A 20,367-nucleotide genomic window follows, 5' to 3' on the forward strand; every position below is an offset into this window, starting at 1 on the left:
TCCCAAGAATGCCATAATTGTCTCTATGACCCAACCATCCACATTCCGATTTGTTTGGCACCCTAAACTAGTTCTGCGTGGAGCGATGTTTACTGGAGCTATGCTTGCCACATTGTTACCACTTGCTGCCACTTCTTCTGTTGCGGCATTTAAAGATAGCCCGAAAGCGATCGTCGATGAAGCTTGGCAGTTAATTAATCGGGAGTATGTAGACGGGACTTTCAATCGTGTGGACTGGCAACAAACCAGAAAGGATCTGCTCAAACGCAACTATCGCAATCGTCAAGAAGCATACGTTGCCATTCGCACTACGCTCAAGAAGTTAGGCGATCCTTATACTCGATTCATGGATCCGCAGCAGTTCCAATCGCTCAACAATCAAACTAGTGGCGAAATGTCTGGTGTTGGAATCAAGTTGGAGGCTAACCCGCGTACCAAGCAATTAGTAGTTACCGAAGCAATCGAAAATTCACCCGCAGCTAAAGCTGGAATTAAAGCTGGCGACGCGATCGTGGCGATCGATGGTAAGTCTACCAAAAATATGACTCTCGAAAACGCGATTAGTCTGATTCGCGGTGAAATTGGCAAGTCGATTACGCTGAAAATCGCGCGTGGGAGTAGCAGTCCGTTTGATGTGCCGCTGACTCGCGCTCAAATCGAAGTTGCGTCGGTATTTTCGGAAGTCAAACAGGAAGGAAAATTGAAAGTCGGTTATATCCGGCTGTCTGAATTCAGCTCTCACTCTTCCGAGCAAATGCAAAAAGCGATTAAAAATCTCAATCGCAAACAAGTCAATGCTTACGTGTTAGATATGCGGGGAAATCCCGGCGGATTGCTGCAAGCAAGTGTCGAAATCGCCCGGATGTGGCTGGATAATGGCACGATCGTCAAAACTGTCGATCGTAAAGGTACTAATGAAAATTTTCGCGCAGTTCAAGGTGCTTTAACTCAACTCCCGATGGCGGTGTTGGTAGATGGCAATTCAGCTAGTGCGAGTGAGATTCTTGCAGGCGCGCTTAAAGACAACCGTCGCGCACAAATCGTCGGCGCGCAAACTTTTGGCAAAGCTTTAGTGCAATCGGTACACTCGCTCTCTGATGGTTCGGGAATAGCGGTAACTGTCGCTCATTACTATACTCCCAATGGCACCGATATCGGTCAGAAAGGTGTCACTCCAGATGTGAAGGTAGATCTCAACTTTATGGAGCAGAAGAACCTCTCTGAGTCGCCAAACTTGCTGGGAAGTGCCCAAGATCCGCAGTATCAAAAAGCAGTTGCGGTACTGCAAAACAATCCCAACTTAGCTAATCCGAATTCTGTTAAGGTGCCCGCAATGAGCAGCAATCGTTAGATTTTAACAATTACGAGTTAAGCCATATCCCCGACTTTTTACAGAAGTCGGGGATGTTTTTTATCAAGCAGAACGCAAGAGTTCTCGACTTTGTTGTTTTTGCCACACTTTAAAAATCTCGTCACGACCATCATTTAATAACGCTCGATCGAGTTGATAGATATTAGTAGATTTGTCTTGCTTTTTCAAGCCAGATGCAATTGGTTGAACTTTCAATCCTAATAAGTTTAATAACCGATTGAGCACGGCAATCGGACTGACTTCACCATTACTATAGTTGGGCATGTCGATGCCAATCGCGCGTTTGATATGTTGGCTGCATAAATAACTAATTCGTTTGAGGGAGATTAGATCTGGATCGGTAATTTGTAATTGTCTCTCTGGATCTAAAAAGTTAATTATGCCTAATGCTAATAATCCCTGAATTTTGAGAATATGATGATTGGCATCGGGCAAGAAAACTTTTTCTGGTTTATCTAGATCTCGATCCCAAACTAGATAAATAGATTGGGGCAGATATTGTTGGTGATTGAGCAAGTAAAAATGAGTTAATAGTTGGCCGTAATAACCTTTATCATCTTTGAGTTTGAGTTCGGGTGTAATTGCTACTCCATATCGCTGCTGAAGGCTATATTTCTCGACTTGCGCGCGTTCTAAGTCGGTGAGAAAGCGTTTGTTGGATAGATATTGAAAATCGCGATGTCCGAGATCTGGGGCGGCGGCAACTGCTTGCGCGGCTTGATTCTTGACTTGTTGCTGAATCTTTTTAGTTTGCGTACCGATCAGATTATATTCGCGATCGCGTTGCGATTTTTCTTTGTGGACGTCGGCAATTTGACGCATGATTTCCATTGACTTTTGAGGGTCGGTTTTAGTTGCCTGAATTAAGGCAGTACGTAGCTCTTGCAAGCTTTCACGATCGCGATCTTCACTAATTACATGTACTTGATGTCCTTCGCTGAGTAAACCAGCTTTGACGGCATCACGATATAAAGTAATCGAAGCATTAATTCGTGCGGCAAATTTTGCCCAAGTCCGGAGATGGATCGGATCGAAAACAAAGGGTAAATCGACATCGATCCGCGTTAATGGACACATCAGTGCGTAATTTTCTTTATAGTTTTCCTGATACCAATATGCTAGAGATCGATAATTATTACTACCACTACCGATCGTACCCATGCCACGTTTGGCACACCAAATATAGCGCGGTACATTGGCTCTTACTCTGGCTAATGCTTGTCGAACTTCGGTATCGGGAATGACACCTTGAAAAATACCATATACTCGATCGAAATGTTTGACATCGATACTGACGCCAGTACCTAAAGTTGGCGTCACAAATACCGCATCGTATTCGGGAGCCTGAGTATTAATCGACGACACAAAATCGACGGCAGGATGTCCGGTAGTATTAGTCGTATGACTGCAAACTACCAGCGTTTTGGTATAACTATCTTCGAGTTGTTTGAGAGCTTGTTGGATATAACGATCGATTGTATCGGAGCCATAACGACCAGATCGACTGTCGGTGGTAACATAGCATTTATGCCCAGCGCGCAGATCTAATTCTAGCTGGTGGATGAGCGCGGTAGGATTGGGACTATCGTAGAAATGAACATCCCAGCCTCGCTCGGCGCGCCATTGATTGATGGCTATCCACGGCTCGATCTCGCGATCTGCCAATTTCTTGAGATAATCGATCGAGATATCGGATAAGTCAGCATCTTGAGCGATGACGAGTCCATTTGTCTCGATGACTCTAGCAATTAGGTGTTGAAAGGTTTTTAAAATCGCCAGTCGCTTCTTTTTACAAGTCGAGCTATGGAGTAAATGCCATAGCGATTGCTCGACTTCATCTAAGATAATTACCCCCCCTTCCCAGTCGTTAGGATTGAGTTTCCACATCGAATCCAGACATAAGCCGAGACTATCCGATTGTTGTTTGGGTAACTGTTCGTTAATCCAATTCACACCAATTCGCTGACATAAAAATCGTCCTAATTGAATTCGATGTGTCAATAATAATACTGGACGATTGTTTGCTTGAGCAGCAGCAACGACTGGAATTAATGCCGTAGTTTTGCCAGTACCTTTGGCAGATTTAATTCCGACAATACCAATGCTTGGAAACTCAAGACCATGTAAATATCTACTTTCTAGTGCCAGATTTGGCGGATAACTTAATTCACTATGTCGTTTCGACTGGGCGAGATCTACTTCTAATTCTAATGCTTGTTGATAAATAGCTCGAAAAGCATCGATTCCCTGCGCGACGATAAAGTCATCAACACCTTTTTCAATTCCCGGTAATCTGACAACTTTAACATTACAGCCAGACTGCTGTAAAAGCTCGCCTAAATGAACGATCGCCGTATCTAATAATTTGGCTTTACGGGGGATAATTTCATAATCGAAACAGATAGATAATTCTTGCTTGCGGTTGGCAAAAATAGCTAGTTCGGGAATCAGCTTTCTCGCAATAGTATTACCCTGGAAATCGCGCACGACTCGATAGCCGCTATTAATCCCTGGTAACGCGATCGCTGGATAGCCATAAGTTAATAGAGTAGCGGCTTTTTTGACCCCCTCGCAGATAACGATCGGGATCTGTCGATCGAGAATCCACTGCCAAAATCCAATCGCCTCACCGAGCGAATCTACTTCAATTTTGGCAGGTAATTTAACTTTAAACAAATTAGCAGTCTGCGTCCAAATTTCTTTCGTTACGCGCAAACAAAATAATCGCGTCGATACACTGGGCGGATGTTCGTATTTAATAACTTTGCCGTCGCTATTTTTGGCAGGTAAATTGGGCTTGAAAGTCCCCCATTCCATCGGCTGCCAATCATTCAATGGATCTAGTCCATTACACCACCAACCACCCTTCGCACAGTGGTTGTATCTTTTCATCCAACTGGGAATAACTTGTCCGCTATTATTACGCGGAATTTGGGATGAAATAAATAATCGATCGTAAGTAGAATTCCCCCGTAAAGATCTAAAGTTTAGGTTGACTAATTCGCGATCGATATTACTAGCTATAACTAGTTCCGTGTGATGGGCACGATCTAAATTGGTTTGGATCATGGCGATCTACAAGTGCGAGGAGGGATTCATATTCTAATCGAAATTTTTCCAAAAAACCGAGATTTTTAGAAATAAATCCAAACGATCGCATGTAGGGATATTGACTATTTTCAAGCACTAGCGATAGCGTAATATATCCACACTAATAGTTCATCTATTCTGTGATGAATCAATGACATCAAAAGTAAATACGCCGATTGGCTGACTGTGACTCCACCACAAATCGATCGAGTCAGCCAGTAGACTCGATCGAACATTTGTACTTCTCTCTATCGATCGATAGATATTTTTAGTACGCGATTTAGCTAAAAATATCTCTTTGGATAGATAAAATTAGCGTTCTAATGCTTTTAGACTGAAAAAGTTAATCTATCTAAGAATTAAAAAGTCTTGTCAGGCAGCGGATGTTAGCAACTCCAAAAGCTACAGCCCGAACGTTAGTGCGAGGGATCGTCTCATGTAATATAATGTCATAAACGAGCCGCTCACTCCAAAAATAATTGCTATTTTAGTAATCTAGATGCTGATATAAATATTGACTACCATCAAGATTACCATAAATAATTTCGATCTCATCTCATCTGGGGATTTATTTTGAACCACACTAATAAAGACGAACTAATTGCCAGCATCGCGCAAGGATTTGCTTCGCGTTTAAATCTAAATGGAATCGATCTAAGCGGCGTAGATCTCAGTAATGCTAATCTTAGTGGAATTAATTTGATAGAAGCTAATTTTAGTGGCTCTAAGCTTAACAATATAGATTTGAGTAGTTCGTATTTATACAAAGCAAATTTTAGCAATGCCGACCTTAGTGAAGCCAATTTAAGCGGAGCCTATTTGTATGGCGTCAATTTTAAAAGTACAATTTTAAGTGGACTCAATCTCAGAGATATTAATCTAAGTAAAGCTAATCTAAGTGAAGCCAATCTAAGTGGAGCAGATTTAAGTCAAGCTAATTTGTATGGAGCAAATCTATATAAAGTTAACTTATGTAAAGCCTATTTAGTTCGCGCCAACTTAAATGGAGCAGATCTCAATCGAGCCAATCTTATTGAAGCAGATCTGACATTAAGCGACCTTCGTTATTCTAATCTGAGCGAAGCAAATATGAGCTTTGCAAATTTATCTGACACTCAAGTTGATTTTGCGAATTTAATTGATGTTGAGGGTCTGAGTAACGATGTTTTAGAACAACTTAAAAAAAAGGGTGCAATTATTAAGCTTCTGAATTCTTATTAAATAATTTTAAATTTATTCGATCGGACGGTACGAACGAGATCTTGATTATTGAAAATAGATAATCAATGCTATAAAATCTGTTCTTACTTAACCCAATCGGCATAGCGATCGACAGATCGTTAGGATGCGAGCTGTGGAAAATAGTTTCTATCGATCGGGATCGATCTGGATGTACCGTCGATCGGTTTGGGTCGATAGTGCTGGAACTCGATCGAGATAATGAGCCATTTGAGCCAGTTTGAATTGGATCGAGATTCAGGTAAAGTAAGTCACGACCAGCGAATGCAGCCAGCCCATTATTATTGAAACTATGACGATCGAGAATATGAATACACGCGGACACTTATTGACAGAGCAAGTAAATGTCAATAGTGCCAATCTAGATCGACTCAGCACGTTAGAGCTGGTAGATTTATTCAACCAGGAAGATGTGAATACTTTAAATGCGATCGCGGGTGCGAGGGTAGAATTAGCCAGCGCGATCGATACGATTGCCGATTCGCTCCGCCAAGGTGGCAGGTTATTTTATATCGGTGCGGGGACGAGTGGCCGATTGGGCGTCCTCGATGCGGCGGAGTGTCCCCCCACTTTTTGCACCCCGCCAGAATTAGTCCAGGGTATTCTCGCTGGCGGGGCGGGCGCATTAATTAAAAGTTCGGAAGGTTTGGAAGATATCGCCAGCGATGGTGCCCAGGCAATGGCAGATAATCAGATCGGCCAGCATGACGTGGTTGTAGGTATTACCGCAGGCGGCACGACACCCTATGTCCATGGCGCGATCGAAGCTGCCAAACAACGCGGTGCCAAGACAATATTTATCGCCTGTGTGCCCGCAAATCAGGTCGCTAGCATTGCCGATATCGATATTCGATTACCTGTAGGTCCCGAAATTTTATCGGGTTCTACACGCCTCAAATCGGGCACTGTGACGAAGATGGCTTTGAATATTCTCTCGACTGGTACGATGGTCAAATTGGGCAAAGTCTACGGCAATCGGATGGTCGATGTCGCGGTGACTAACACCAAGTTACTCGATCGGGCGTTACAGATGATTCAAGATCTAACGCAATTAGACCGGGAGAACGCTCGCAAGTTATTAGAAGCTAGCGGTCGTTCGGTAAAAGCCGCGCTACTGATGCACTGGACGCAAGTCGATCGATCCAAAGCTGAAGCAATTCTCTCCCAAAACCACGGCCAATTGCGCTCTGCTGTCGAAAGCACCAAAGACAGCTAAAATCGCCCATTGTTGTTGGCGAAGTATCAACAGAAACTGGTACAGCTTATGATGCCATAAATCGGCTGTTACATGGGAGCATCCCACTTTCTATGATGTTCTTACATAATAGGATCGTCAGAAGCCACACCCAAGGGACTGCGGCGATCGAGACTATTGTATCTATATGGATTTTAAAAAGTTGGATGCTCCCTGTTACATCGACTTGAGCCAGATCCCCAAGCGTTATGCCCTCTACCCTCTAATCGAGTGCGGACGACACGACAAAATTATCAGTTTTCCACACCTATCAAATCTCGGCAAATTTGAGATGATGTAGATAGCTCAGAAATTGCTCAAGGAGATTGATATGAACTTTTCCATCCAATCAATTTACAACTGGTACCGCGATTTGCTACGGAATCCCAAATATCGCTGGTGGGTAGTAGCTGGCTCTTTACTTTATATCGTCAGCCCGATCGATATTTCTCCCGATGTTTTCCCGATAGTTGGTTGGCTGGATGATGGGATTATTATCTCTTTATTGATTGCCGAAGTTTCTCAAATCGCCAAAGAAAAATTACAAGCCCACAATACTAGAGCCGAGAAAGCCACAACCATGCCTGTTGAAGATGCTCCAGTTGATATTAAAGCCGTGCAAGTTGAGTAGTTAATCGATCGCTGATAACTAGCTGTATCTAATTATCATAATTGAGAAACCCGACTTTTGCTGAATCGACTTTAGCCATTAGAAGTTTTCTACTGAGAAAGCCTCTAATGGCTATTTTGGCTCGATCGTTAATACTATTTATTTAAAATTCAACTACATATCCTTGATGCTGTAGAAATTAAGCAAAGCCGCATATCTTTAAGTATTAATGAGTAATAAATCCCCGCGTTGCGTTGTTTGCAAACAGATATTTAACGATCGGCACTGGTATTATCATCAATTATGTGAATCCTGCGGAGACTTTAACTATGACAAACAACAAGCGATCGCCGATCTCAGTGGCAAAATTGCCGTAGTTACTGGAGCGAGAGTTAATATCGGATATGGAGTCTGTTTGCGATTATTACGATCGGGTGCGAGAGTCATTACTACGACGAGATTTCCCCATCATGCAGCTCAGAAATACAGTCAGGAAAGCGATTTTGAAAAGTGGCGCAACAGGCTACAGATCTATCCTCTCGATTTGCGAGATTTAGCAAGGGTGGAAGCCTTTACACATTATCTCGCTGGCGTTTATCCACAGCTAGATATTATCGTCAACAATGCCGCTCAAACCATTCGCCGTCCTCCCGCATATTATCGCCATTTAATCGAGCTAGAATCGCAGCCTATCGCTCAATTATCCGATCGATTGCAGCCCTTAATTATAAGTCCCGAAGCTAGTCTCGATCGATCTCAAACTAACGCTCTCAATCCCACTCCTAATTTAGTCTCGATCGCACCAGGCGATCTAGTTGCTAGCTTATCTCAAATTCCCATGTTACCCGAAGATGAGGTAGATCCGGCATTATTTCCGATCGATAAATACGATCGAGATGGTAACCAAATAGACTTGCGATCGATTAATAGTTGGTTGCTCAGAGATGATGAAATAAGTATCGTCGAATTATTAGAGGTTCATGTGGTTAATGCAATCGCACCCTTCGTCATTAATAGTCGGTTGAAAGGAATGATGACTAGACACCAAAATATCGATAAATATATCATCAACGTCTCTTCCCAAGAAGGCAGATTTAACGGTGTAGATAAACCCTGGCGGCATCCGCATACAAATATGGCAAAAGCCGCACTCAATCAAATGACTCGCACCTGCGCCAAAGAATACGCCAAACATCGCATCTTTATGAATGCTGTCGATCCAGGTTGGATTAGCTTTCAACATCCACACCCGATCGCGACTGAAATGCTCGATCGAGGTACCGAACCACCATTTACAATTATCGATGCCGCCGCCCGAATTTGCGATCCAATTTGGACGGGATTAAATACAGGTAACAATCAATTTGGAAGATTGTTCAAAGATTATAAAATTGTCGATTGGTAACCGCATTATTTTAAATCTGTAGGGGCGGGTTTATGCTAGTAATATCCGAAACCCATCCATAATATTAAAACAAACCCGCCCTCCCCACCAGTAATCAATCGCATATAAAATCCGCAATCCACAATCCACAATCCACAATCCAAATGACTCCAGCAGAATTAGAATTAATAATCGATCGAGCCACCCAAGATCGATCGACTCATCTAGATCTCTATCAGAAATCCATTACGAGCTTACCAGACTCGATCGGCAATCTTACCGATTTAGTCAGCCTCCGGTTGACTGGCAATCGACTGACTACCATCCCAGCAAGTATCGGCAATCTTACCAATTTACGTGAGTTAAGACTATACAAAAATCAGCTCAAAACTTTACCAGATAGTATTGCCAATCTCCAAAATCTCACCTGGCTGAGTTTGAGCCTCAATCGGCTGACAGTATTCCCCGAAAGCATTACCGAGCTGACTAATCTAACTGGGTTGCTGTTGAATGGTAATCAAATGGTAGTGCTGCCCCAAAGTATTACTAAGCTGACTAATTTAACCTATTTAGATATTACTGGTAATCCGCTGATGGATCTATCGGTGCTAAATAGTCTACCAAAATTAAAAACCGTCAAATTCTGGGGTGTTAATTTACCGTGTAAATATTGGAGTGATACAAAATCTTTCTCCTCAGCTTTGCAGTCAATTAATGGCAATATTGTTGAATGCCAAATCACATCCGAAAATTTAAGATTACTAGGCAAACGATCGCTAATCTGGCTGCCTAGTAATCTAGATCGGTATTTACCAGCAGAAGCTAAAAAAGATGAAAATATCGATTCTCCGCCTGAAGCTCTTAGCTTCATGGCTAAAGCTGCGAAGCAAATGTTTGGGGAATTACTCAAAAATCTGGAGAAAAAGGCTCCAGAGTATCATCTTCATTTGTCAGGAAACAAATTAACTTCTCTGCCATCCGATATCGGCAAGCTGACTAAATTAACTTGTATAGAACTAAGCAGCAATAAATTAACATCTCTTCCGGCAAGTATCGGTAACTTAAATAATCTGATTCACCTGGATTTACGAGGCAATCAATTATCTTTCTTACCTAACAGTATCGATAACTTAACCAATCTCACTCATCTGTATCTTGGTGGTAATCTTTTTGATTCCTTACCAGATGCGATCGTGGAAATGAGCACACTGACTCACTTGCATCTCAATTCAAATTCGTTAACGTCATTACCAGAAAATTTGACCAATCTTTTTCAATTGATAGAATTGAATCTAAGTAGCAATAATCTCAACAGCTTGCCGCTGCAACTCGACAAATTAACTAAGCTAAAGAAACTAGATTTATCTCATAATAAACTTACTGAGTTGCCGAGTAATGTTGGTGATTTAACCGAATTAGTCAACCTAAATTTGAGTGGTAATCAATTGACCTCACTACCATCAAGCATGAGATTTATGATTGAATTGACTAGCTTAGATTTATCAGAAAACCCTCTTGCCGATCTATCGATTCTTCAACATTTACCCAAGTTACAGTCAATACATTTCCTAGGGTTATATTTACCGCGTCGATATTGGACTAAATTGAGTGAATGGAAAGCCGAGTGGTTGCAGGATGAAACAAATGCAGAACTACGACGGAGATTGATTCAACAAATCGGCTACGAACGGATTTGTCAGGAATTGGATGCAATCCAGCTTGACTCTTGGCGAGAATATACCTTACTCAAAATCGATGGCATAGAAAGATGGCACGGACATATAGATATTTATGAGTCGATGGTATTACTCAAAATGACTTGTCCATCTACGGGACATATCCATGTCTTGCGCGTTCCGCCTGAAATGACAAGTGCGGAGGCGGCGATTACCTGGGTAAATCATGGCATTCATCCTGACAAATTTATTGTCCAGACATGAGATGAGTCGATCGATTTTACCGCTCGAATTACCATCCTCTGTTAGAATTCATCTGTGACGGTATAGTTTAATTGGTGAAAATACAATTCTGCTAAGGTTGCGATGGTGGTTCGAGTCCGTCTACTGTCACAATAACAACGTAGTTTAATTGTTAAAACGCTGTGGAGTATACCCAGTCATGCAGGTGCGAATCCTGCCGTTGTTGTTTTCTGCTAAAATCGATACTGTGACGGTATAGTTTAATTGGTGAAAACACCTCCCTTTCACGGATGCGATGATAGTTCGAGCCTGTCTGCTGTCACACTAACAACGTAGTTTAACTGTCAAAACGCTGTGGAGTATACCCAGTCATGTAGGTGCGAATCCTGTCGTTGTTGTCTCAAAATTCGCGGTAGGGGCAATTCATGAATTGCCCCTACCGCGAATTTCGATCTATTAATATAGCTCCTCATTTTGAGGAACGATAGCTAATAATCCAAGTTACTATTCATAACCTCAGCGGTTTCAATCGCTGACACATTCGTAACTCAGTCTAGTTTTTCTTCAACCAGCTAAACATCGCGCGTAAATCTTTGCCGACTGATTCGATTTGGTGCTCGGCTTCGCGACGACGGATTGCTGTGAAACCAGCATTACCCGACTGTTTTTCGAGAATAAATTCGCGAGCAAATTGTCCGGTTTGAATTTCCGAGAGGATTTTTTTCATCTCGACTTTAGTTGCGTCGTTGACAATGCGCGGACCGCGAGTGTAGTCGCCATATTCCGCAGTATTTGAGATACTACTACGCATTTCTGCTAAACCACCGACGACGACGAGATCGACGATCAGTTTAACTTCGTGGAGGCACTCAAAATAGGCTAGCTCCGGCTGATAACCTGCTTCGACGAGAGTTTCAAACCCAGCCTTAATTAGGGCACTCAAACCGCCACACAGGACTGCTTGTTCGCCAAATAGATCGGTTTCGGTTTCTTCGCGGAAAGTAGTTTCGAGAATACCCGCACGAGTACCACCAACGCCTTTAGCATAAGCCATCGCTCGATCGCGTGCTTGACCCGAAGCATCTTGATATACAGCAAATAAAGCAGGTACCCCTTGTCCTTTTTGGTACTCATAGCGTACTGTATGTCCGGGACCTTTGGGGGCAACCATAATGACATCGACATCTGCTGGTGGCACAACTTGCCCGAAGTGAATGTTAAAACCGTGGGCGAAGGCTAGGGTTTTACCCGCGCTGAGATTGGGTTTAATTTCGTTTTCATATATATCCCGTTGAACTTCATCGGGTAGCAAAATCATAATTAAGTCAGCAACCTTGGCAGCATCGGCAACTGTTTTGACTGCCAAACCTGCGGCTTCGGCTTTGGCTGCGGATTTACTACCAGGGTACAAACCAATAACTACATTGACGCCACTATCTTTGAGGTTGAGGGCGTGAGCGTGACCTTGGGAACCATAACCGATAATTGCTACAGTTTTGCCGTTTAATAGGTCTAAATTAGCATCGGCATCATAATACATCTTGGCCACGATCGATCTCTCCTTAACCTTTACTTATCTGTATATATCCTATCTTGCGTTGCAATTCTCTCTAGAGAGGCTACGCCAACGAGCAGATCTTCGCTCGCTGTGTATTGCCGCAGGCAGAACATTTTACCATGTTGGGTTGACGCGAATTGCGGTGGAGAAAATTGTAAATATTATTTACCCTATGGCTAAACCGTAAACTTCCGACGATAATTAGCAACTGATTCCACTAAGCCGATCGCGACAAAATTGGTAATTAGAGCCGAGCCACCGTAGCTGATCCAGGGTAACGGAATCCCAGTGACCGGAGCAATCCCGATCGTCATACTGATATTGACGACAACCTGAAAACTTATCATCAATAAAACTCCAATTGCCAATAGCGAACCAAAATTATTGGGAGCTTGACTCGCAACTCGCAGCATTCGCCAGCACAAAACGAAAAAGGTCGCGAGTAAACATATCGCGCCGACAAATCCCAGTTCTTCGCCGATCGCGGAAAAGATAAAGTCGGTATGTTGTTCGGGGATAAAATTGAGTTGCGTCTGCGTACCTTGATTGAGTCCTTGTCCCCAAAATTCGCCCGCACCGATCGCAATTCTAGATTGGATCAGGTGATAACCCGCGCCGAGGGGATATTTATCGGGATCGAGAAATACCACGATCCGCGCTTTTTGATAGTCTTTGAGCACATGCCATAGTACTTGTCCGAGCATTCCGGCGGCAATATTCATCGCGATCGCGAGGATCGAGGTCACCCACCGCATCGGTAGCGTAAACCAGGCAACTACACCCATCAATACCGCCCAAGCTATCCATGCAGGCTGAGAGATACTATCGAGAATTGCCGAAGCCAGTGGCGATACTAACAGCAATAGCCAACCTGGCTTCGCATTTGCCCAGTACAACATCCCTAGCGCGATCGCGCCAAATACTAACGATGTCCCTAAATCTGGTTGAATGAATACCAACAACCACGGGGGAATCATAATCGCTAAAGCACTGAAAAATGTCGGTAGTGTATTCGCCGGACGACGATGCAAAATTGCTGCCAGCGTAATAATCATTCCCACTTTGGCAAATTCTGAAGGCTGCATGTTGAAGCCCGCAATGCTAATCCACCGCTGCGCACCTTTGGCACTACTTCCCATAAAATCTACCGCAACCAGCAAGCCATTGGTCAAACCATAGGTCACCCAATGCCAGCGGAGCAAATTATTGTAAGAGATCCGCGCAATGGCAAAAGCGATCGCCAGACCGATTGCCCCAAATGACCAGTGTTGCAACCAATATGCCACAGGCTTATTCAAGCCAGTACTGCGGATCATTACTCCGCCAAAGAAGGTCAAACCCACAGCTAAAAACAAGATCGGCCAGTCCATCTGCTGCCAATGGATAAATAGATCTTGCAAAGGCGATCTCTTAAAGGATGATTTGCGGTACATGGGTGGAAATGGGGGTGGGGAGTAGATGGGTAGATGAGTAGATGGGTAGAGGGGTAGATGGGAACTAAGTTCCAAAGCCTAATTCCTTTCCCCTTTCTACCTCAAGCCTAAAGCCTAACCCAAAGCGACGATCGAGACTTTACCTGCGATCGCTTTGGCAATAGATACTAGAGCTTTTGCTGAAGCCGATTCTGGCTCGGCGATTACAATTGGAATCCCGTTATCGCCGCTGGTGCGGACGGGGATTTCGAGTGGAATCCGACCGAGTAAAGGTACTCCGACTTCGGCGGCAAATTTTTCACCACCATCGGAACCGAAGATATCATACTGCCGATCGGGTAAATCTGGCGGCGTAAAATAACTCATATTTTCGACAACGCCCAGCACGGTGGTAAATTTCTCAAACATCCGCAATCCCTTACGCGCGTCGGCGAGGGCGACAGTTTGGGGTGTAGTTACAATTACGGCTCCAGCCATCGGGACGGCTTGAGCGAGGGTGAGTTGCGCGTCACCAGTACCGGGCGGTAAATCGACAATTAAATAGTCTAATTCGCCCCAAGCCACTTGATATAAAAATTGCCGGATAATGCCATTTAACATCGGCCCCCGCCAGATCACAGGCTGATCGCGATCGATCAAAAAGGCCATCGATACCAGTTTCACCCCATGGTTGAAAGCAGGTTCGAGAATGCCATCGCCAGAAGCTTCCAAGCGCACATCGCTCAATCCAAACATTAACGGCGCATTGGGACCATAAATATCGGCATCGACTAGTCCGACTTTGGCACCCAACTGAGCCAGGGCGACGGCGACATTGGCCGCTACCGTACTTTTGCCCACGCCACCCTTACCGCTGGAGATAGCGATGATATTCTTGACTCGATCGATGCCCACACGGTCGGGTAGGCCCTTTTGTTGGGGAATTTCGGCAGTCACCTCAACTTCGACATCGGTCACGCCTGGGAGCGTTTTAACGGCCTGTTTGCATTCATCGACGATAAACTCGCGCAATGGGCAAGCAGGTGTAGTCAACACCACCGTAAACTTCACCAACCCGCCATCTACCTCGATATTCCGAATCATATTCAGTTCGACCAGACTCTTCTGTAGCTCTGGATCTTGGACTGGTTTGAGAACTTCTAAAACAGCACTTCGATCTAACATCAGTTTTTATATATTTTCGATGGTGTGATTTAGTCTAAAGCCTAAATCACACCATCGGTATCTTAACTGGGAATAGTTAACTCCTTAAAGCTCGATCGTCACCACAAATGTCCACCAGGTACGATCGCTCTGTAGGCGCGCCGATCTATCTAACTCAGGTAACCCAGATGGCAAAGTCTACTCATGATGCTAGATGGGGTCAATTTTTGCAAATGCTGGACTGATGACGATTGCTGTAAATCCAAACGGTACGACTCAAGAATGCTCGTGGGGTGGGAGATCGAAACTGGCGTTAACGACGATACCAGTTAGCCAGCTTAGCAGGTGAAACACCCATTAAATAACCAGCCACGATCGCTTGATTGATTAATGTCGTTTGCAACACACCACGAGTGAGCCAGCGACGTGCCGATGTTACCACTGGAGCATCGAGAATGTCGATTTGCCCCAAACCTTGCAAGCGGCGGATTAGTTCAAAATCTTCCATAATCGGGATCTCCTTAAAACCGCCCAAATCGCGAAAAGTCGCCGCACTCAGGAAAATTGCCTGATCGCCGTAGGGCATTTGTCGAGATTGCGATCGCCATGCTACCAACTGTTCGATCCAGCGAAACCGCTGCTGCGGAGCATCGATATGTAAAGTAAAAGCTCCCGCCACAGGTACTGGCTTTTCTCCCACCAGCGGTGGCTGTAAGGTCGCTCGCACCTTCGTCTCGAAGCCTAATGGCAAAAGAGTATCCGCATGGAGAAACAGTAGGATTTCGCCCGTTGCGGCTTTAGCTCCGACATTCATTTGTCGCGCGCGTCCCTTTGCCGATGAAATTACAGTTACGTCAAATCCCTTGGCGATCGATACTGTATTATCACTCGAACCGCCATCTACCAAGATTACTTCTACATTTGGCAGGGTGTGAATAGTATCTAGCACTTGAAAAATCGAACCCGCTTCATTCAGCGCAGGAATGACGATCGAGATTTTGGAGCCAAATCCTAATTTTGTCATGCAATATGAGCTGTTGTGCTTTGCTTAATTACGATCGATCTTCGCATCTATTCTACCAATCTACTTCACTGAGTATAGACAAGTCTTCTGGACGATCGATATCCGCTAGCGTGGGTAGATAACCGATCTCTAAATCCAAGCGATTGGCGATCGCGATCGTTTGTTGTAATACTCGATCGGTACCCCACTCGACACCTCCAAATAATTCTGGCTGAGGCTGACGCATTCCAATTAAATAATAACCTCCATCTAGTGCCACACCCAATACCAGATCGCGCGTTAATAACTCGGCAAAAGCTCGCACGAGAATATCCGCAGTTAATTTCGGACAATCCGTCCCGATGAGTACGATCCGCTCGGCTCCCTGCTGATGCGCCACGGAGATCGATCGCTCCATCCGCATTCCCAGATCTCCCTCCCCTTGAGACTGATAAACTAAATCTGCACCCAGCCAGTTTGCCATTTGCTGGCTGTCGCTACCATCAAAATGTACGGCGATTGTTGCTGTTATTTGTGCCTGTAACGCTCGTGATTGGCGCAGGGTACGTTCTGTCATCTGACGATGTAAGGATGCAGCGGCGGCGTCTCCTATAGCAGGAATGAGGCGAGTTTTGACCTTGCCTGGAGTGGGATAGCGAGTAAATATAATTAATTGATAGTTGATAGTTAATAGTTGATAGTTAGCGTGTCAAGATGTTCGATCTAGCGAGCTTTGATGTTGGCGCACGAATCGATCCACAATATTGACTAGCCGTTGACATTCGGTCAAATTTTTACTCGATACTGAGAGCGAAACTTGCTTGGCATCGGTGGTAGCTAGATCGATGGTATACAGTGGTTGTCGATCGCCACTGATACTAAATAGTAATTCTCTGACTTGAGCTTGCTTAATTGTCGATAACGGCAATACAGTTTTTCGATCGCCATACAGTAAGTATTTTTTGTCGATCGTAACTCGATCGAGATCGTGCTGGAACTTGCAACTCATTTGCAGGGGAATTTGTAGAGAATATAGTCCGATAACTAATCCCCCAACAATAAAATTACCACTCCACAGAAAATTTATCCAGCGATCGTCCTGCTCGACGCTAATTGTCTGCTGTTGGGGATTTTTGAGAAAAGCATTTAACCGATCGGCAGTGCGATATTGGCTATCTGTAACAAAGGCTTTGTACGGAGCTAAATTAACCTCACCCTGACTAGTTCCTAAAACTACTCCAGTACCACTAGTTTTAACCGTTTTCACCGATTTCAAGTTTCCAGGAATTAGCTCTCGTTCGGTACCGAGAATACCTGCAATCGTGCGTTGACAATCGATCTGGTTGCCTGGAGCGCGTTGACATGTTAACGTAGTCACCTTAACAGTTAACGCAGTGGCGATCGAACCAATAACTACAAAAGGAGTCGCAAATAATAAACCCCATAGACAGCGACGATTTTGGTTGGCTAATTCCAGGTATCGCTCGGTATGCTCGACAATTTTCATTGCAATAATCCGCCGCCGCTATTTTTTAATAAATCGCTCGATCTCTTCGACAATCTGTTCGTATTCAGCCAAATTCTTGCCAGTAATTGAAAGTGAAACGTTCTTAGAATTAGCAGAAACCAAATCGATACTATACACGGGTTGACGATTGCGGACAAATACTGATTCTCTGACTTGCGCTCGCTCGATTGCCGATAAAGTTAATACCGTCTGACGATTGCCCAATAGAAAATACTGTTTGTCAATGATGGCTCGATCTCTGAGCCGATCTAACTTACAACTCATCCGCACCGGAACTGCCATCGCCAACAACCCGATCGCCAAGCCACCGATTAATATACTGCCACTCCACAAAGAATTGATGAGTCGATCGTCTTGTTCTACACTCAGAGTAGTCTGTTGCGTGTCTTTCAGAAAAGCATTTATGAGATCGGCATTGCGATCGTGTTCGCCATTGACAAATGTCCGATACGGAGCTAATTTTACATCACCCTTACTAGTGCCCAAAACGATACCAATTCCACCATTTTTGTCAACCTTAACCGAGCGCAAATTCCCAGGAATTCCATCTTCTTTCTCACCCAAAATACTTGCGATCGTGCGCTGACAAATCACCGACTTATCGGTCTGACGCTGACATTCTAAACTAGTAGCCTCGACCGTTGCCAACATTAAACCCAAACCGACAGCAACGAATGGTAATGCTAATAACAACCGCCCTAAATATTGACGATTTCGGTTGGCTACTTCTAAATATATATTATTATTCTCAATAATTTTCACGATATCGACTCGTCCTTATAACTCGACAGCATCCGTCCAATATTGAAAAGTTTCACTACTAATTAGATCGCCCTCCTCTCGATATATCTGCCGTAAGCAATTATACAACGAGCGAGCTACATCTACGCAGCCTAATATTATCAAACACTTTAAAATCCTCGTAATCCGGAGATAATTGTGGTCGAAGACATTTACCCATTCCTGCTTGCGAGTTGGATAGGTACTCGATCGTTCGATCTGCCCAGGTACGAGATTGCTAAACTGCAACCCATAGAACCGCAACATCACCTCCAGCGACTTGAGTAGATTTTGCTGCAACCTGCGATCGGTTTGAAACGCGCCGATAATTTTCGCATCCACAACTGGCGCACGATCGTTGAATCTACTCCGTTCCGCCAGCGGAAACAACCACTGAATATAATCGTGAGTGCATTCCAACTCTTCAAAATCCCACTCCCAAATCTCCTCAATCCTGCGCCCCCGCACATCCGCCCGCTCCCCCAAATAAAACGGTACCAACATCTCCGCAAGCTGCTTCTCACTGCTCATCATCAATCCCATCTGCGAACATACTCTGCACTATCATAATTGGAGGTCGGGGATTAGGCTTTAGGCTTTAGGGGTTAAGGGTCCCCCTGTTAAAGTGAACTTATGTACGATCGGATAACTTTAACTGGTGTTAATAAACGTCAGTTTCTTCGATCGGACTAGTACTAGACGGCGGAAATAAAGCTACCATTTCTTGCCCACTCTCCCCGCTCCCCGCTCCCCGCCAAAATAGTACCTATCGGACTGTAATTAATGTCAGTTCGGGGTCGGAAAAATAACACCCAATCTTCCCCCGTCGATCGAGATATGTTTGACAAGCTGAATGTTACTGTAGATGTCAGACACATTTTTGGCGAATTGCTAGAATATCGATCGCCGAATGTCCCGTCCTCAAAAAACTGTAATAATTAATTCCCAACTGTTGGATTATGGATGCTAGAGAACTGTTTGAAAAAGGTGGCCCCACCATGTGGCCATTATTTGCCCTATCAATTTTATCCTTAGCGACTATTTTGGAACGGCTGTGGTTTTGGTTTAAAACGACTAGGCGAGAGGAAGAACTAGTCGAACGCGTCCTCGAAGCTAGTGCCAACGACGAGTGGGATACCGCCGCTCAGATTGCCAAACAAGAGCGCAATCGCAAACCCATCGGTAGATTTTTGTACGCACCGCTCAAACGGACGAATCCCGATCCGGAAACATTCAAACTCGCGCTCGAAGCGTCCGCAGAGGAAGAGTTAGCAACAATGCGTAAAGGCGACAAGACTTTAGAGTCGATTGTGGCATTGGCTCCATTATTAGGATTACTCGGTACGGTACTCGGTTTGATTCGCTCGCTCAGTGGGATTAGATTAGGCGATCTCGGCACTGCGGCAGGTTCTACCGTAACACTGGGGATTAGCGAATCATTGATTTCTACAGCGACTGGCATGGTAGTGGCGATCGTCAGCCTCGGCTTTTTTCGACTTTTTCAAGGGCTAATATCCGGTCAAATTAGAATATTTCGCTCGGCGGGAAATCAGTTAGAATTATTATACCGCGAGCATTGGCTCAATACTCAAGGTAAGCCCCTCGATCGCTCAGACACAGAATTTATCAAGTAATTTCTACTCACTTTGGGCCGGAAGAATGCGATCGATTGTCTTGCAGACAGGCTACGCCAACGAGATAGAGATCGTGTCAATTCGCCCTCTAGAATCGATCGCGATTGCCCGATCGCAGAAATCCGGCAAAAGTTTGAGAGCATCACCCCAGAAAATTGGGGCAATCTAGATTTATGCAGATGCAGATTCAGATCGACCCCACTGTGAAGACTCTGCCAAGAGTCGCCAAGATGTGGAAATCGAGACTTTGCCGCTGCTCGATTTTGTCAGTCTAAAATAAATGTATCGATCGCAGGTATATCGATCGATAGATAATAGACAATTAAAGAATATTCTGCGGTAACTCGATGGGGCAAATCTGCCAGTAGTGGCAATGACTGAAGCTCGATTTTCCACGCCAGATGCATACGCCAGTCCAGTAACTACAAAAATCTATCTAA

General features: G+C 44.3%; 18 protein-coding genes and 2 tRNA genes. 10 read left to right on the forward strand and 10 right to left on the reverse strand.

The annotated features are described in order from the left end of the window. Positions 1 to 25 precede the first annotated feature (25 nt). Positions 26 to 1,351 carry a carboxyl-terminal processing protease CtpB gene (gene ctpB, locus CHA6605_RS03770; RefSeq protein WP_015158221.1) on the forward strand — a complete coding sequence of 442 codons (1,326 nt, stop codon included), beginning with the start codon at positions 26 to 28 and terminating at the stop codon, positions 1,349 to 1,351. Between the two features lie 63 nt (positions 1,352 to 1,414). Here the strand turns inward: ctpB and CHA6605_RS03775 are convergent, their stop codons facing one another. Further along, positions 1,415 to 4,441 carry a plasmid replication protein, CyRepA1 family gene (locus CHA6605_RS03775; RefSeq protein ID WP_015158222.1) on the reverse strand — a complete coding sequence of 1,009 codons (3,027 nt, stop codon included), beginning with the start codon at positions 4,439 to 4,441 and terminating at the stop codon, positions 1,415 to 1,417. Positions 4,442 to 5,035: 594 nt separating this feature from the next. On the opposite strand from CHA6605_RS03775, the gene CHA6605_RS03780 reads away from it, so the two are divergent. From CHA6605_RS03780 to CHA6605_RS03810, 7 genes are all read left to right on the forward strand, one after another. Further along, positions 5,036 to 5,683, forward strand: a complete 648-nt coding sequence (locus CHA6605_RS03780; RefSeq protein ID WP_015158223.1) for a pentapeptide repeat-containing protein — start codon at positions 5,036 to 5,038, stop codon at positions 5,681 to 5,683. A gap of 310 nt (positions 5,684 to 5,993) precedes the next feature. Next, the gene (gene murQ, locus CHA6605_RS03785) at positions 5,994 to 6,917 is read left to right on the forward strand and encodes an N-acetylmuramic acid 6-phosphate etherase (protein ID WP_198288423.1); all 924 of its coding nucleotides are present in this window, start codon (positions 5,994 to 5,996) and stop codon (positions 6,915 to 6,917) included. Positions 6,918 to 7,266: 349 nt separating this feature from the next. Next, a complete protein-coding gene (locus CHA6605_RS03790) occupies positions 7,267 to 7,566 on the forward strand; it encodes a YkvA family protein (protein ID WP_015158225.1) in 300 nt (99 codons plus the stop codon). Between the two features lie 208 nt (positions 7,567 to 7,774). Next, positions 7,775 to 8,950, forward strand: a complete 1,176-nt coding sequence (locus CHA6605_RS03795; protein ID WP_015158226.1) for an SDR family NAD(P)-dependent oxidoreductase — start codon at positions 7,775 to 7,777, stop codon at positions 8,948 to 8,950. A gap of 143 nt (positions 8,951 to 9,093) precedes the next feature. Beyond that, on the forward strand, positions 9,094 to 10,869 hold the full coding sequence (locus CHA6605_RS03800) for a leucine-rich repeat domain-containing protein (protein ID WP_015158227.1): 1,776 nt from the start codon (positions 9,094 to 9,096) through the stop codon (positions 10,867 to 10,869). 56 nt (positions 10,870 to 10,925) lie between these two features. Continuing rightward, positions 10,926 to 10,998, forward strand: a tRNA-Ser gene (locus tag CHA6605_RS03805). 99 nt (positions 10,999 to 11,097) lie between these two features. Further along, a tRNA-Glu gene (locus CHA6605_RS03810) sits at positions 11,098 to 11,170 on the forward strand. A gap of 231 nt (positions 11,171 to 11,401) precedes the next feature. Here the strand turns inward: CHA6605_RS03810 and ilvC are convergent. From ilvC to CHA6605_RS03850, 8 genes are all read right to left on the reverse strand, one after another. Beyond that, positions 11,402 to 12,397, reverse strand: a complete 996-nt coding sequence (gene ilvC / locus CHA6605_RS03815) for a ketol-acid reductoisomerase (protein WP_015158228.1) — start codon at positions 12,395 to 12,397, stop codon at positions 11,402 to 11,404. Between the two features lie 185 nt (positions 12,398 to 12,582). Further along, positions 12,583 to 13,839, reverse strand: coding sequence for a rod shape-determining protein RodA (gene rodA / locus CHA6605_RS03820; RefSeq protein ID WP_015158229.1), 1,257 nt, complete (start codon positions 13,837 to 13,839; stop codon positions 12,583 to 12,585). A gap of 114 nt (positions 13,840 to 13,953) precedes the next feature. After that, positions 13,954 to 15,003, reverse strand: coding sequence for an Mrp/NBP35 family ATP-binding protein (locus CHA6605_RS03825; RefSeq protein WP_015158230.1), 1,050 nt, complete (start codon positions 15,001 to 15,003; stop codon positions 13,954 to 13,956). 292 nt (positions 15,004 to 15,295) lie between these two features. After that, complete coding sequence (locus CHA6605_RS35400) at positions 15,296 to 16,006, reverse strand: TIGR04283 family arsenosugar biosynthesis glycosyltransferase (RefSeq protein ID WP_015158231.1); 711 nt, start codon at positions 16,004 to 16,006, stop codon at positions 15,296 to 15,298. A gap of 52 nt (positions 16,007 to 16,058) precedes the next feature. Continuing rightward, positions 16,059 to 16,670, reverse strand: coding sequence for a TIGR04282 family arsenosugar biosynthesis glycosyltransferase (locus tag CHA6605_RS35405; RefSeq protein ID WP_015158232.1), 612 nt, complete (start codon positions 16,668 to 16,670; stop codon positions 16,059 to 16,061). A 24-nt stretch (positions 16,671 to 16,694) separates the two neighbouring features. Further along, positions 16,695 to 17,492, reverse strand: coding sequence for a hypothetical protein (locus tag CHA6605_RS03840; RefSeq protein ID WP_015158233.1), 798 nt, complete (start codon positions 17,490 to 17,492; stop codon positions 16,695 to 16,697). 18 nt (positions 17,493 to 17,510) lie between these two features. After that, positions 17,511 to 18,275, reverse strand: a complete 765-nt coding sequence (locus CHA6605_RS03845) for a hypothetical protein (protein WP_015158234.1) — start codon at positions 18,273 to 18,275, stop codon at positions 17,511 to 17,513. A 15-nt stretch (positions 18,276 to 18,290) separates the two neighbouring features. Next, complete coding sequence (locus CHA6605_RS03850; protein ID WP_232432181.1) at positions 18,291 to 18,827, reverse strand: opioid growth factor receptor-related protein; 537 nt, start codon at positions 18,825 to 18,827, stop codon at positions 18,291 to 18,293. A 249-nt stretch (positions 18,828 to 19,076) separates the two neighbouring features. On the opposite strand from CHA6605_RS03850, the gene CHA6605_RS33585 reads away from it, so the two are divergent. Then, positions 19,077 to 19,235 carry a hypothetical protein gene (locus CHA6605_RS33585; RefSeq protein ID WP_157259770.1) on the forward strand — a complete coding sequence of 53 codons (159 nt, stop codon included), beginning with the start codon at positions 19,077 to 19,079 and terminating at the stop codon, positions 19,233 to 19,235. Positions 19,236 to 19,252: 17 nt separating this feature from the next. Next, on the forward strand, positions 19,253 to 19,927 hold the full coding sequence (locus tag CHA6605_RS03855; protein WP_015158236.1) for a MotA/TolQ/ExbB proton channel family protein: 675 nt from the start codon (positions 19,253 to 19,255) through the stop codon (positions 19,925 to 19,927). Between the two features lie 266 nt (positions 19,928 to 20,193). Here the strand turns inward: CHA6605_RS03855 and CHA6605_RS33590 are convergent, their stop codons facing one another. Then, positions 20,194 to 20,334, reverse strand: a complete 141-nt coding sequence (locus tag CHA6605_RS33590; protein ID WP_015158237.1) for a hypothetical protein — start codon at positions 20,332 to 20,334, stop codon at positions 20,194 to 20,196. Positions 20,335 to 20,367: the final 33 nt, after the last annotated feature.

The sequence above is a fragment of the Chamaesiphon minutus PCC 6605 genome (genome assembly GCF_000317145.1).
In the GTDB taxonomy this organism is placed as follows: Bacteria; Cyanobacteriota; Cyanobacteriia; order Cyanobacteriales; family Chamaesiphonaceae; genus Chamaesiphon; species Chamaesiphon minutus.